General features: G+C 66.8%; 11 protein-coding genes. 6 read left to right on the forward strand and 5 right to left on the reverse strand.

Annotated elements, in window-relative coordinates; genetic code table 11:
- Positions 1–49: 49 nt before the first annotated feature.
- Entirely contained in the window at positions 50–1,771 is a 1,722-nt protein-coding gene (locus AB0B97_RS02635) for a DUF262 domain-containing protein (RefSeq protein WP_357490073.1), read from the reverse strand.
- A 356-nt stretch (positions 1,772–2,127) separates the two neighbouring features.
- Between AB0B97_RS02635 and AB0B97_RS02640 the strand changes: the two genes are divergently transcribed.
- Entirely contained in the window at positions 2,128–3,654 is a 1,527-nt protein-coding gene (locus AB0B97_RS02640; protein ID WP_357490599.1) for an AAA family ATPase, read from the forward strand.
- 122 nt (positions 3,655–3,776) lie between these two features.
- On the opposite strand, the gene AB0B97_RS02645 is transcribed toward AB0B97_RS02640, so the two are convergent.
- Both AB0B97_RS02645 and AB0B97_RS02650 read right to left on the reverse strand, forming a co-directional pair.
- Positions 3,777–4,271, reverse strand: a complete 495-nt coding sequence (locus tag AB0B97_RS02645) for an NUDIX hydrolase (RefSeq protein ID WP_357490075.1) — start codon at positions 4,269–4,271, stop codon at positions 3,777–3,779.
- Positions 4,272–4,299: 28 nt separating this feature from the next.
- Complete coding sequence (locus AB0B97_RS02650) at positions 4,300–5,658, reverse strand: hypothetical protein (protein WP_357490077.1); 1,359 nt, start codon at positions 5,656–5,658, stop codon at positions 4,300–4,302.
- Positions 5,659–5,833: 175 nt separating this feature from the next.
- On the opposite strand from AB0B97_RS02650, the gene AB0B97_RS02655 reads away from it, so the two are divergent.
- On the forward strand, positions 5,834–6,040 hold the full coding sequence (locus tag AB0B97_RS02655) for a hypothetical protein (protein WP_357490078.1): 207 nt from the start codon (positions 5,834–5,836) through the stop codon (positions 6,038–6,040).
- A complete protein-coding gene (locus AB0B97_RS02660; RefSeq protein WP_357490080.1) occupies positions 6,027–7,172 on the forward strand; it encodes a helix-turn-helix domain-containing protein in 1,146 nt (381 codons plus the stop codon). The genes AB0B97_RS02655 and AB0B97_RS02660 overlap by 14 nt, the downstream gene beginning before the upstream one ends.
- A 45-nt stretch (positions 7,173–7,217) precedes the next feature.
- Here AB0B97_RS02660 and AB0B97_RS02665 read toward each other — a convergent pair whose 3' ends face one another.
- Positions 7,218–8,009 carry an SDR family oxidoreductase gene (locus tag AB0B97_RS02665; RefSeq protein WP_344359097.1) on the reverse strand — a complete coding sequence of 264 codons (792 nt, stop codon included), beginning with the start codon at positions 8,007–8,009 and terminating at the stop codon, positions 7,218–7,220.
- Positions 8,010–8,339: 330 nt separating this feature from the next.
- Here AB0B97_RS02665 and AB0B97_RS02670 point away from each other — a divergent pair, with 330 nt between their 5' ends.
- Positions 8,340–9,455, forward strand: a complete 1,116-nt coding sequence (locus tag AB0B97_RS02670) for a tetratricopeptide repeat protein (protein ID WP_357490082.1) — start codon at positions 8,340–8,342, stop codon at positions 9,453–9,455.
- Between the two features lie 4 nt (positions 9,456–9,459).
- Here the strand turns inward: AB0B97_RS02670 and AB0B97_RS02675 are convergent, their stop codons facing one another.
- The gene (locus AB0B97_RS02675) at positions 9,460–12,258 is read right to left on the reverse strand and encodes a CHAT domain-containing protein (protein ID WP_357490083.1); all 2,799 of its coding nucleotides are present in this window, start codon (positions 12,256–12,258) and stop codon (positions 9,460–9,462) included.
- A gap of 73 nt (positions 12,259–12,331) precedes the next feature.
- Here AB0B97_RS02675 and AB0B97_RS02680 point away from each other — a divergent pair, with 73 nt between their 5' ends.
- Together AB0B97_RS02680 and AB0B97_RS02685 are read left to right on the forward strand one after the other, a co-directional pair.
- Positions 12,332–12,733 carry a hypothetical protein gene (locus tag AB0B97_RS02680; RefSeq protein ID WP_357490085.1) on the forward strand — a complete coding sequence of 134 codons (402 nt, stop codon included), beginning with the start codon at positions 12,332–12,334 and terminating at the stop codon, positions 12,731–12,733.
- Positions 12,730–13,632, forward strand: coding sequence for a hypothetical protein (locus AB0B97_RS02685; protein ID WP_357490086.1), 903 nt, complete (start codon positions 12,730–12,732; stop codon positions 13,630–13,632). Before AB0B97_RS02680 ends, AB0B97_RS02685 begins: the two co-directional genes overlap by 4 nt.
- Positions 13,633–13,704 lie beyond the last annotated feature (72 nt).

Raw genomic sequence — 13,704 nt, forward strand, 5'->3', positions numbered from 1 at the left:
TTCAACGACGAGCACAATCGCCCCGTCAGTCAGTGTATTAATAGACTCGTCATTCTAGATTCCGCGAGTCGAACAGAGTCCCCGCAGGAAATACGTTCTCAAGAAGTGGATCAATGGACTCCTGCCGATATGACCTCGGAATTAGTCGCCCGAGCCCCCTGCCGAGCACTCTTTCGGCCCCCGCCTTGAGGTCAGCTAACTTCCTGCCATAGGCAGCGAGCATTTCAGCCCGTTCAATCGCAAACTTCGCATAGTCATCGTCGAAGAGGCTCGGTGGAAGAAGGGCCGAATCCATTACGGCCTGGACTTCCGTTGGCATTAGCGATCGATACTTCGACGGCGCCTTGTCACTAATTATTCGATTCTCGGCTCTGGAGATGATTGCAAAATTAGCGAGTGCGTTCGCCCTGCTTGACCAACTGTTGTCTTGAGGGTTCAATGAAGCGAGGAAGGCTCGGGGGTAGCAATGATGATATTCACGTCTGTTCGGCTCCGAGAGGACATCATCCAATGAGACCGGCTCCCCGGATAGGAATGTCTTAGGAGCTCGGGAGGCTAAGAGAAGAACGAAAGTTTTGGTCGCAACGTTCCTTATGGAGAAGCCATTTGTGAGGAAAAAGGACGCCTTAAGCGAGGACGTGACTTCAGCCAGACTTGACTCTTCGCCTTTGCGGAGCTTCAGCGATTCTTCAATGTCCCGCTTGATGTTGCGCTGGGGGTTGCCGCTATACCTGTGCGAGAAGCAACTACGCCAAAACCACGTCACAAGCTCCTGACGCTGGTCGTTTGTCACAGGATCAGATTGCCGGATGGAAAAGAATGCTGAGAGCGGGATCAGGAGGCTTGCGTATGGCAGAAGTTTCAGGTGGCGAACATGAAAATTCTGACGCACAAAATCGATGCTGCGACGAATAGCCCTCTCCACCACGCCAAAATCTTGCCGGACCACTCCGCCGTTGACGGATACGAGGGCTGCGGGCGACGGATCGCCGGTCAACACCGCCGCCGTGCAACGCATCATCAAGTCGCTATCGTCGCCTACGTCTTCAAAGCCGAAGTCTTCGAACTCTTCAGAAAGCTGAGCAAAGCGCTCCTGGAGGTTGAATTCATCACTCCAAGTCCAGGCAGTCAAAAGTTGATAAGTGTCGAGCGGCGTTCCCATCCGGTTAACCCGTTCGAAGACAATGGCAACAGTAGCCCGATCCTCTGTTTCGAAGGTCTGAACGGGCAACAGTAGACTTAAAAACCTTTGCTGAACCGTCACGATCTCTCGATGCCGGTTCTCGTCAAGCTCGCGAGTTCTCAGCGAGAATTCTACTGGCTCAAAGAATGTGGACAGTGGGAAATATCTTTCGGGGTTTGCTTGGTCCGACGGCAACGCCGCGAAGCGGGAATCTTGAGCATCTTCAATCGCGTCGAAATCGTAGTAGATAGGCAGCCAAACTTCCGGGTCGTAAGCGACCGACTCAATTCTCCGTTGGAACGTTGTGAAGATAGAGGTTAGTCGCTGCTGGCCGTCCAGTACGTAATCCACTGGATAGTCCTTATCGGGCGGTGGAAGCTCAAATGTCCCGAGTCTATTTTCAACTTTTAGGCGTTCAGTCGTCCGCCACAACAGAATCGACCCAATCGGAAACTGCTTGTAGATTGAATCCATTAACAACGCCGAAGCCTTGGGTTCCCACACAAACTTTCGCTGGAAGCCAGGTATTCGGATCGTGCCGTCAACTAGCCGGTCGATTGCTGACAAGATGCTCAAGTGCTCGCTCACCGATCCACCATACTGGACAGTGGGAGCCTAGGGCGCTCACCATGCCGACGGAGCGGTGGCGTGTTGTGACGGTTGCAGAGGAATCACGGTGGATGTGGGCCTTCTGCTTCAGACGCTTACGTGACCGGGGCCCGATGCCAGGGCGGGACGTTAGCCCCGGCGCCCCGCCCCGCGCATTCCCTCGTTGGTAGGGAGATTCGGTGTCGAGCTGGGGTAACCGAGGGCCAAGCGAGGACTTAGGCTGTGTCGATGCGCCTAGCATCTCCACCGAGACGCCGGGCCAGACGAGGACGTTGGTAGTTGGACCATCTGCTGCCTACCGGGTAGGAGATTGGGGAATTGGGTTAAGGGGAGAAATGCTGTTTACCTCGGTGTCGATCAAAGACTTCCGGTCGGTGGTCGATTCTGGCGAGATCCCACTAGGTCCGGTGACGCTGCTTGTTGGCCGCAACAACTCAGGGAAGTCGACCATTGTACGCGCGCTGTATCTGTCTCAAGAAGGGGCGCCGCAGGAGGAAGGCGACGTTCGTGTTGGAGCTTCACAGTTCGAGATAAACCTCAAATTGGGTCCATGGCACCGATTTGTTCAGCTGGGTGATCTAAGAATTGAACCCGGGTCTACTATCCGCCTGTGGGGAAAAGGGCATGCGGTGCATGCCAAGCTTCCCGAAAAGGGAGACGCGCATGTGCGGCTTGCCGAAAATGTAGAGCCTAGAAACGCGATATATCCAGTACTAGCTACACGACGCCAATCGCGCTACGAAGAGCAAGTCCGACGTGATTCTGCTATAACAGTAAGCCCAACCGACTCGAATCTCGTTTCGAGAGTGATGGCTCTCGCTACCTCGGAAATTCCTGAGTCCCGTGCGTTTCGTGCCGCATGCCGAGATGTATTGGGTATCAACTTAAATATTCTGACAGGTGAGCAGGGGCAACAGCGGCTAGGTGTTCAAGTTGATAGATTTACCGAGATACCTTTAAGTGCGATGGGTGCGGGAATTACCTCAGCCCTAAACTTGCTGCTTAGCCTTAGTTCAAGCCACAACAAGCTGTTCTTGATTGAGGAGCCGGAGAATGACCTTCACCCAAAGGCATTGAAGGCGCTCTTGGACCTGATTCTGGATGCCGCGTCTACTAACCAATTTATAATATCAACTCATAGTAGTATCGTGTTGGCAAAGCTTGGCGTTGTGCCTGGCACTGTGGTCGTTCATAGTAAGAGTGACGGCGAGATTCCGCCAACCAGTACCTACGATATAATCGATTCGCCAGCCTCGCGGCTATCCGTCATGCAGGACCTTGGCTACGAGCTGGCCGACCTCGATCTCGGAGAGGGATGGCTAATTTTCGAGGAGTCCAGCGCCGAGCGCCTAGCGAGAGAATTCCTTATTCCTTGGTTCGCTCCACGGCTGCTTCGCCTTAGGACGCTTGCGGCGAGCGGCACCTCACGCCTTGAGCCGATCATGCAGGACTATCTGGAACTTTTTCTGTTTGCTCACCTTGAACCGATGTACCGTGGTCGAGCATGGGTCATTGCAGATGGAGACGAATCAGGCGTCTCCGTTATTGACAGCCTAAGGCGGAAATTCCGTGGGTGGCCACCTAATCGCTTCATCAATTTTGACCAAGCCAATTTCGAGTCGTACTATCCTCCGTTGTTCAAGGAGGATGTGCAGCGGGCCTTTTCGCAGGCAGATAGAAAGAAGCGTCGGGAAGCGAAGCGTCTGATCCTTAATAAGGTTCTTGCTTGGATTGCGGAGGACGAGTTTGCTGCGAAGGAGGCTTTTGCCGAATCTGCGGCAGAGGTGATTGACAAGTTGCAGGAAATTGAAAAAGCTTTACTTGCCCTGGGTCGGGTGCGAGGGGGCATGACTGAGTATTAAGCAGCGATTCTCTAGTGGGCGGGCTTGGATGGGGGCTTCGACGGGCTGACGGAGGAACAGGGCGCGCGTCGGCTTATTTTCATGCATTCTGTGGTATTGGTCCGGTTTCGGAATCTGCTGCATCACCCGACATCAGACGAACGGCCAAGCCCGCCAGCAAGGTACACCGGAGCGTGTCGGTCACGGGCGCGCATTGCCGCCTGAACTCGTATGGCGACATTGTTGGGAAGGTGCCGCTCGGCCTCTTGTCTCGAGAAGAAGGCGACGTCTTCCAACTCTTGGCGCGGCAGATTGAAGCCCTTAAGGCTGGCGACCGACCCGCAGTCGAAGGTGAAGCTAACGATTGCCCGAGGCCTTGGCCCAGTGGACGGTGCCCAGTCGACCACTAGTAGATTACCCACGACCACAGCTACCCCCAGCTCCTCGCGGATTTCGCGGGCGCAGGCGTCGTGCGGGTATTCGCCCTCGTCCACATAGCCGCCAGGGAAGGCCCAGTGGTGGCGGTATGTGGGTTTCACGAGCAGCACGTTGCCCGCCGGGTCGGTGATAAAGGCCGCAGCTGCGGCGTAGAAGGACGCCAAGTTCGCGTACCACGTGGCGGGCTCCGTCCAGGTCACCTCGGTGACGCTAGCGGACGTGTCCAGGTTAGATGGCTGCTGGCATGGCCGCGAGGGTATGCAGGACTTCGTTGACCTGGGCTGATGCCTGCTCCGGGCTAAGGGTGGTAGCCAGTTCGCGGACGCGCTGTTGAACACGCTCCGACCGGATCCCCGCAGCGTGCTGCCCGAGCTTCGAGGCCCAGTTGCAGGCGGCGTCGATTTCTCCAGCACGGGCATATGTCACGGCGATGAGGGCGGTGTGCAGGGCACGGGTCCGGGTGTTCTTGCTACCGAGGTTGAGCGCGTCGGGAGCGTGTCGAAGGGCCTGCGTGTGCAGATGTAGGTCGCCCAGGCACCTCAGCGCGGCCCCCGCCAGGTGGGCGGGGCTAAAGTAGCGAACCCAGCGCGGGCCGGGGTCTGCGCTGGTTCGGTCGAGGGCGCGCTCAGCCTTGGTCAGGGCGAGCTGGCAGGCACGTCGCTCGCCTGACTGTCCGTAGGCGGTGGCGGCGGTGGCATGCAGCCGAGCGAGGATTGCGGCAGGTGCCCGGCCAGCCCCGTCAATGGCTGCTTCGACGAGCCGGGCTGCCTCCCGGGCGTGCCCCAAGAACACAGCTTGGGTGGCGAGGTTCGCCAGCAGGTGAGCACCGTAGAGGCGATCGTCGGCGGCCTTAGCGAGCCGCAGGCCGAGGGTCACATGATGTTGCGCCATGGCATGCTCGCCCGCGTCGTACGACATGAAGGCGAGTTGCCCGGAGAGCGTTGCCGCTGCGCGCATGAGGTCGCGCCCCACGGCATCGGTGTAGGTGCCGCGCAGCATGGGCGCGACCTGTCGCACCAGGAAGTCGGCCATGACGGCACGGGTGCGCGGAGAGCCGCTGCCGTGACGCCGGTCAAGATCAGTGAAGTGGTCCGCCAGCGCGTACAGCGATTGAACGTCAGTGGAGGTGACCTGCTGCGGGCCGTTACGGCTGACTTTCTCGTCGGGCAGGTCATACCGCCAGCCGAGCGCTGCCTCTAACGCCTTGCCGCCGTCGAACACCCCGCTGGCCTGTTGGTTGAGTTGCTTGGCCAACCTCGTCCAGATCTGCTCGGCGGTATCAATCGCCCCGTCGACGGACGCGGGGTAGACACATGTTCCGATGCCGTCGGCTGCGCCGAACCCCAACTCCGTGACGGCGACTGAGCGACCGAGCTTGCGGGCAAGTGTTTCCGCCATCGCGGCTTGTGCGTGCTCGCCAGGCCGTCGGCCTCGCAGCCACCAGTAGACGCTGGCAGCGTCGTAGCGCCAGGCGCCCTCGTTGCGGCCGGCGTGATTGAGCTGGCGAGCGAAGGCGGCATGGGCGTTGCCGTAGCCGGCGGCAAGAAGCAGCCCTTCGAACGCCGAGTTCGTCACCGGTCGCGCCATGTCCGCCTCCAGGCATCAGCCAACTACTAGTAGTGACGAGCCTATGGGCTGCCGCCGTCTGATGGGGACCTGCGCAACCCCGCGCAACCCACGTCCTGAACAGCGCAATCTAGCGCATCGCCTGCCATCTGGTCTGCCGACAAGCCGCCCGCTTTGCTGATCCCAGGAGTTGCGAATGATGGCGAAGCTGAGCGCGACGCCCAGGTTGACGGAGGCAGCTATGCAGGGCGACGAGTCCGCGAGCAAAGGCGAACAGTCCGACGCGGCCGAGCGGGAGGCTGCCAAGCAGCGCCTCCTGGCCCAGGCCGAGGCGGAGCGCGTACCCGTAGAGGACACGACCCGCGCGGTCCCGGACCGGCGGTGGCGGCGTGACCAACGATGACATCCCTATCGGCCGCCGGGTGGCGAGCTGGCGGGTACGGCGGCAGATGACCCAGCAGATGCTCGCCGACCGGCTGCGGAGGTCGAAGAGCTGGGTCGACAAGATCGAGCGGGGCGTCCGCCCCCTGGACCGGTACTCGGTGATCCAGGAACTGGCCCACGTCCTGCGCGTCGAGCCGGAGGCGCTGCTCGGCCAGCAACGCAGCACCCCGGCGGGCACGCCGGACGGGGTGGACGGCATCCGCGCCGCTCTCGCCCGCTACGACAATCCACACGCTCCACCGCAGACGGATGAGCTGCGACGGCAGGTCGGGCACGCCTGGTTGACCTACCAGCACGCGCACTACGGGCAGTTGGTGCGCCTGTTGCCGGGTCTGCTCGACGCCGCCCAGGGCGCGCGGTCGGCAGAGCTGCTGGTGCCGGCGTACCGGATCACCTCGTCGCTTCTGGTCAAGCTCGGTGAGGCCGACCTCGCCTGGCTGGCAGCCGACCGCGCGATCGGCGCCGCCGGCGACGACCCCGCCCTCGCGGCGACGGCGGCCATCGCGGTCGGCCAGGCGCTGCGCGCGTCGGGCCGCGACCGCCTCGCCCTGACCGCGACGCTCGCCGCCGCGAACCGCACCCGGCCGCAGCGGTCGGCGGGGGAGTGGGCAGTGAGCGGGACGCTGCTGCTCCAGGCCGCGCTCGCCGCCGCCGGCTGCGGCGAGCACCGCCGCGCCGACGAGCTGACCGACCGGGCCGCGGGCGTCGCCACAAACCTTCGGGGGTACGACGACACGCACCGCACCAACTTCGGGGCGATCGCCGTCGACCTGGCGCGGGTGCTGTCAGCGGCGCAACGGGGTGACGCCAACGAGGCGCTGCACAGGCACTCGACACTGACTCGACGAGAGGCGTGGCGGCGGTTGCCGGCCGAGTATCGGGGCGCCTACCTCGTCGACGTCGCGCGGGCGTACCTCCAGGTGGGTGACCTGCGCGGGGCGGCACGGGCGCTGGTCGACGCGGACAGTGTCGCGCCGGCCGAGGTCCGGTGCCGGCCGTTGGCGCGTACCGTCATCGCCGATGTCGCTCGCGCGCAGCCGGCGCCGGCCGGCGTGGCGCGACTGGCGACGCTGGTCGGCCTCACCCGCTGACTGCCCGACCGGTACACGCCTCGGCCGGTCAATCCCGCCGCGGACTCACAGAATCGTTGTCAGCACACCTCCATCGACGCGTACCGCCGATCCGTTGATCGCGGACGCGGCGGGGCTGGCGAGGAAGGTGACGGTGTTCGCGATCTCGCTCGGTTCGATGAAGCGTCCCAGCAGGGAGGTCTGGTTGGCGCCGATGATCGCCACTTTCAGGTCGTCCTCGAGGAGGGACTGGGCATCGGCCAGCGACCTGACCGTTTCGGCGACGCCGGTGGAATACGTGGGGCCGCCCAGCACCGAGTTGACTGTCACCGCGGTGCCCTTCGTCAGCTTCGCCAGGCCGTTGCCCACTGCGAGCATCGCCGTCTTGGACGTGCCGTAGTGGATCATGTCGGCGGGAATGTTGACGCCCGACTCGCTGCTCACGAACACGATCCGGCCCCACCCCCGATCGAGCATTGCCGGCATGAGGTGCCGCGCAAGCCGGACCCCGCTGAGCACGTTCACCTCGAAGTAGCGCCGCCACTCCTCGTCGGAAATCAGGTCGAAAGGCTTGAGCTCGAAGAGCCCGACGTTGTTGATGAGAATGTCGACGCTGGGTAGTTCGTCGCACAGCCTGTCGACGTCATCGACAACCGAGAAGTCCGCCGGGATGCCAGTGACGGACACTCCGGGCGCCTCCCGACGCAACACGTCGACAGCCTCGGCCAGCTTTGCCGGGTCGCGGCCGTTGAGGACCACGTTCACACCCTCGCCGGCCAGGGCCTTCGCGGTTGCGTAACCGATGCCTTGACTGGATCCGCTGATGAATGCGGTCTTGCCGCTGAGCTGCAGGTCCACGTGCTGTTCTCCTCGTAAGTGGTCGCCGACCGGTGCACCTGCCGGACGTCGGCAGGCGTTCCTCTCGACCTTGCCGCAGACCGATGAGCATCTGATGAGCATCGCGTCAGTGGCTGACGCTGGCGTGGTCGGACCGTCGGTGCCTGCGGCCGATTGGCCTGACTGCGAGGAACGTCCCGCCTCGGGGTTCCTGGGTCTGCCGTGCCGGTTTGACCCGTCCCAACCGGGCGCCCCGCACGGCGGCCGCTGCGGCGACGGAATCAGCCAGGGTCGATAGTCTGCTGTCCGTGACGGGTCGTGAGGTCATCGACACCGCAGGGGGTGCGCGCAGTGGGCAGATGGTTCAACCGCGACCGGAAACGCGACGACGAGCCACCGCGCGAATCGACGTCGTCAGTCCCGGTCATCGAGATCACCGTCACCCACGGCGGGCGCTCGACCACCAAGACGGTCGGTGGTCCGACCGCCTACGGGCTGCAGTACCGCGCCTTTCACGAGGAGTACGGCGCGACCGATCCGCGGACGCTGGAGGCGGGGACCCAGTACGCGCGGGAGTTGATGCGCACCAACGACGTCGCCGAGGCCGTGGCCGTCTATCAGGAGGTCGTCGCGTTGCGCAGCTCGGCGCTCGGGCCGGAGCATCCGGACACCCTGCGCAGCAGGCACAGCCTGGCCTTCGCGCTCTGGCAGCGCGGCTCGCACGCCGAGGCCGAACGGGTGCAACGGGACGTCTACGAGGCGCGGCGTCGGGTGCTGGGCGACGCCGACGCCGAGACGTTGCGCAGCGGCAACAACCTGGGCTGGCTGCTGATCGAGCTGCGTCGCCTCGGCGAGGCCGAGCCGCTGCTGCGCACGGTCGCCGACGGCATGGCGCGAACGCTGGGCCGCGACGACGCCGAAACCCTGGCCTGCCAGATGAAGCTGGCCGGGCTCCAGCACCTGCAGGGCAGCAGCCAGCAGGCCGAGCGGGCGCTACGGGACGTGGTCCAGCGGCTGACCCGGACGGTCGGCCCCACCAGCCCGGTGTCCCTCCAGGCCCGCAGCAACCTGCTCGTCGTCCTGCTCGACAACGGCCGGGCGGCCGAGGCGGTCGAGGCCGCCCGGGCGCTCGCCGACGACGCCGGGCGCGCGCTCAGCAACACCGACGGGGTACGTCTGCACGCCCGGCACTCCCTGGCCAGAGCCCTCGCCGGGGTGGACCGGCGGGCCGAGGCGATCCGGTTGCTTGCCGACACGCTGCCGGACAGCGAGCGAGGGCGAGGCGTCGACCATCCCGCGACCCTGGAGATGCGGACGCTCTTCGCCCAACTGCTTGTCGAGGACGGTGACCGGCGGGCCGGCCCGGAGGCGCGCGCCGCGCTGGCCGGATGCGAACGCGTGCACGGCCCCGGTCATCCCGACACGGAGAAGGCCCGGGCGCTGGTCCGGTTCATCGACGGGCGTTGACAGGTCAGCCTCCGGTGTGGATGTGCGCCGCCCACAGCGTCGGCGCCAGCGGGTAGCGGTCCCGCAGCCCCCGCACGGCCGAGTGCAGCGCGTACGCCGCCAACCCAGTCGCGTCGCGGTGTGCGTAGAAGGCGGTGGTCAGGGCGAGGGAGACCGCGTCGTCGACCTCCCACAGGGTGCCGATGACATGCCGGAACCCGGCCAGCTGAAAGGCGCCGGTGATGTGCAGCGACTCGTCGACGAGCGTCGGCGGGGCCTGGGCTGTCGCGCAGGCCGACAGGAAGGCGAACTCCGCGTCCAGGTCCAGCCTGGACACGTCGGCCACGGTGAGCGGGTTGTCCTGGTGATCGTGGACCAGCAGCCGGCCCTGCGCCGGGTCGTGCGGATCGGCCACCGCGTGGCACGCGAAGTGCGCGTACGCCGAGTCGGCCAACCGGTCCAGGACCTGCTCCCGGGTAGCCTGCGCGTCCAGCCCGACCCACGCTCCGGGCAGCGCCCGCGCCGCCGACGCGGCCTCGCGTTCGGCGCTGGGCAGCGCCCCCGGGCCGCCGGGGGTGGCGCGCATCGCCACCACGCAGGACCGGGCGTCGGGCCGGGACTGCCGCGGCGCGGTGCGTTTGCGGGCGAGCGCGGTCACGGTCGGGGTGTAGGAGGAGACCACCCGGTCGAGGGCGGACCGGCCGGCGCCGGCCTGCGCGGCGTGCAGGGGAAAGAACGCCAGCGGGCCGACCGGGCACCACCAGACGCGCGGCAGCTTCCCGGCGCCGCCGGGCGCGTCGATCCGGTCCAGCACCGGCCCGACCAGGGCGTGCCACAACCAGTCGAGCACGCCGGTGAGCACCGACTGGGCGCGCAGCCGGCTCCGCGCGTCCGCCGCCGGCTCGTACGCCGTGGTGGTGGCCTCCCGGAGCAGCCGCAGCTGCGTCATCGCGTCGGTGAGCGACAGATCCGGCAGCGGCAGCACCGTCACGCGGTGCTGCCGCAGGATGAGCGCGTCGCAGCGCAACTCGCTGGCGATCGGCACGATCACGGGCCCGTCGACCCGGTCGAGCAGCTGCCGGGCGCTGGGCGGGCGCAGGAAATCGCCCAGGCCGGGCAGCTTACGGATCGTGTCCAGCAGCACGTTCCACTCGGTCTCCCGGTCCCGGCCGAAGGTGGTGGGTCGGGGCGACTCGGGGACGGGCGCTTCGAAGTCCCGGCGCATGCGCTGGAAGTCGGCCGCCAGACGCCCGTCGGCGCGTTGCAGCGCCGCCCACTCGCCGTCGGCCGTCAACCGCTGGTGCAGCAGCAGGCCCCGCCCGCGCTCCAGCAGCTCCAGAGCCCGCTCCGGCTGCCCGGCGCCGATCGCGCAGGAGGCGGCGGTCGCCGCCACCCCGGCCGTCGAGCTCAGGTCGGCGTACTGGTCGTGCCGGGTACGCCCCCGCGAGGCCAGCCGGGGCAGCAACGTGATCGCCTCGTCGAAGGCATCCGTCGCCTCCTCCCACCGGCCCAGCGCGGTGAGCGTGTACGCCGCCTTGTCGAAGGCCTGGATCCGGACCGGCACGGCCCCGGAGTCGATGCGGCCGGCGACGCGCGCCCGCTCGGCGGCCTCGGTGAGCAGGGCCTTCTCACCAGTACGCAGATAGGTCGCCCGCAACCCCTGGGCGATGGACAACCCGGTTTCGACACGCTGCGGATCGTGCGCGGGCAGGGCGTCCAGCGCCCCGCGCAGCAGGACGAGCGACTCCTCGAGGTAGGCGGGCTCCCCGGTCGCGTCGTAGAGCAACCGGAGGCTGTAGCCCAACTGGTCCAGGTACAACGCGTGGTTGGCCTCGCCGCGTACGGAGAGCGCGAGCGCCCGGCGCAGCAGGCCGATCGCCATCTCCAGGGCCGAGATGTCGCCGGTCAGTTGGTGCGTCTTCATGCCGACGGTGGAGAGGCTGGCCAGCGCCGTCCGATGGTGCGGATGCCGCTCGGGAACGGTGTTCAGCGCGGCGGCGAACTCCTCCCAGGCCTGGCCGAGCAACTCGGCGCGGCCGGTGCGGTCGACAAGGGTGAGCAACGTCTGCCCGAGCAGGAAACGCGGATCGACGCCCTGCGGCGTGTGGTCCCGCAGCACCGCGATGGCCCGTTCGACATCGGCGACGTGGGTGGTCCCGGCCGCCCTGGCCAGCAGGCACCGGGCTCGCAGCATGACGATCTGGTCCTGGTTGGGCCCGGTGGCGTCCACCGAGGACACCAGCTCCAACGCCTCGTCGACGTAGTCCTCCACACCGGTGAGCTGGTAGGCGCGCAGCAGCGCCTCCGCGTGGATGCCCCGCAACGCGGGCCGGTGCTCCGCGCTGATCCACGTCTCGGCCATCTTCGCGATCGCGGTGAGCCGGTAGAGCGTGTCGACCGAGCCGTCGAAGTCGTGCCGGACCCGGTAGACCTGACAGGTCTTGAGCATCAGCACCGCGCTGTTGGCGAGGTCGGCCGAGGTGTCCTCGGCGAACCGCAGATACTGCTCGGCGATGTCCAGGAGCTGCGGCTCGCTCTCGATCCGGGCCCGGGCCAGCAGCACGTCGGTGTACGTGGCTAGCGCGCGGACGCCGTGCGGCGTACCCAACTCCTGGGCCAGAAAGGAGTCGGCCATCGTGCGGATCGCGGCCTCCAGCACGACGGTCGCCTCGATCAGGTCCTCCCGCGCCCGGTCCGTGTCGTACCTGTCGAGCAGCGCGGCCCCCAGCTCCACCTGGGCCTCGGCCCACCGCCGGTCGCCGCGCGGCTGCCCGGCCGCGGCACGACGCCAGTGGTCGACAACGTCCCTTGCGGAGCGACTCACCAGCGCACCTCCCCGTCGCGGTTGCTCCCCAGCCTGCCAGCCGCACGCCACATCGACAGGAGATAATCAGCCGATGAGTCAATCGGCGCCGGACCGGCAGCTCGACGACGACCGGGCCACCCGGCTGGCCCGGGTCTGCGCGGACATCGCGCAGGTGGGCGACCTGCTCGGCCCCGAACCGGCGCGGGCCCTCGCGCGGCTGCGGGACCTGTCGCTGTCCGACCAGGCCGTGGACGCGGTTCTCGCCGAGGTGACCGAGTTGATGCGCGTCGGCGGGCTGGTCGGCGGCGACACGACGGTCCGGGGAGACCGCTACCTGCCGCTGGCCGGCATCCACGGCCGCCGCCCGGAAATCGTGCAGGTGTGCCCCGGCGACCTGTGCGACCGGGTCGAGATCCCCCGGCCGGACGCCGGCTCGCCGCCGCGCTGCGCCGTGTGGGACTGCCCGCTGCCGACGTTCCGGATGGACCGGTGAACGCGGTCATCGCCTCGCTCGGCGGCAAGCTGGCCGAGCGGTGGCTCGCCGCCCTGGCGCTGCCCGGTCTGGTGTTCGTGGCGATCGCCGCCGCGGCGGTGCGCCTCGGCCACGCACACTGGTGGGACCTGCCGCTGCTGGGTCAGGAGGTGGACCGGCTCGCCCTCGGGCCACCGGCCCGCAGCACCGGGTCCGCGCTGCTGATCGTGCTCGGTGTCGTGCTGGGCAGCGTCGTGGCCGCGCTGGCCGCCCAGAGCCTGGAACGCCTGGTCCTGGCCCTGTGGACCCAGGACTGGGGTCGGGCCGGCGAGGCATTGACCCGCCGGCGGCGACGCCTGTGGAACGCCGCGATGGACCGGTACGAGAACGCCCTGCGGGACAAGGCACGCCGGCTGCGGTCCGCCGACCACACCACCGGACCGCTGCCGGACACCCAGGCGCTCGCCCGCGCCTGCGACCGGATCGCGGTGACCGAGCCGGACCGGCCGACGTGGATCGGTGACCGCATGCTCGCCACGGCCGTACGCGTGCGGGCCTGCTACGGCCTGGACCTGGCCGCCGCCTGGCCCCGACTGTGGCTGCTGCTGCCCGAGGAGACCCGGGGCCCGCTCGCCCTCGCGCAGGCCGACTTCGCCGCCGCCGCCCGACGGGTGGGCTGGGGGCTGCTGTACCTGGCGCTCGGCCTGCTGTGGTGGCCCGCGGCCGTCGTCGGCCTCGGCCTGTGCGTGGCGGGCTGGCGGCGGGGGCGTGGCACCGTCTCCGTGCTGGCCGACCTGGTGGAGGCGGTGGTGGATCTGCACGTACGCACCCTCGCCGCCGCGCTGGGACATCCCACCGACGGCACCTTCGGCACGACCGACGGACAGGCGCTGACCGTCCTGCTCCGCAAGGACCGGTGATCCCGGGGTTCGAGGCCGGCGGCGTTTCCGGGAACGTGAGATCCGGGCAGGTATCCCGGGCACTGCCGTCGG

Source organism: Micromonospora sp. NPDC049004, from assembly GCF_040649315.1.
Taxonomy (GTDB): domain Bacteria; phylum Actinomycetota; class Actinomycetes; order Mycobacteriales; family Micromonosporaceae; genus Micromonospora.

What these genes read in the sequence shown, in the direction of transcription:
- AB0B97_RS02640 (WP_357490599.1), top strand. Translation starts at nt 2,128, where the DNA reads ATGCTGTTTACCTCGGTGTCGATCAAAGACTTCCGGTCGGTGGTCGAT.
- AB0B97_RS02650 (WP_357490077.1), bottom strand. Translation starts at nt 5,658, where the DNA reads ATGGCGCGACCGGTGACGAACTCGGCGTTCGAAGGGCTGCTTCTTGCC.
- AB0B97_RS02655 (WP_357490078.1), top strand. Translation starts at nt 5,834, where the DNA reads ATGATGGCGAAGCTGAGCGCGACGCCCAGGTTGACGGAGGCAGCTATG.
- AB0B97_RS02680 (WP_357490085.1), top strand. Translation starts at nt 12,332, where the DNA reads ATGAGTCAATCGGCGCCGGACCGGCAGCTCGACGACGACCGGGCCACC.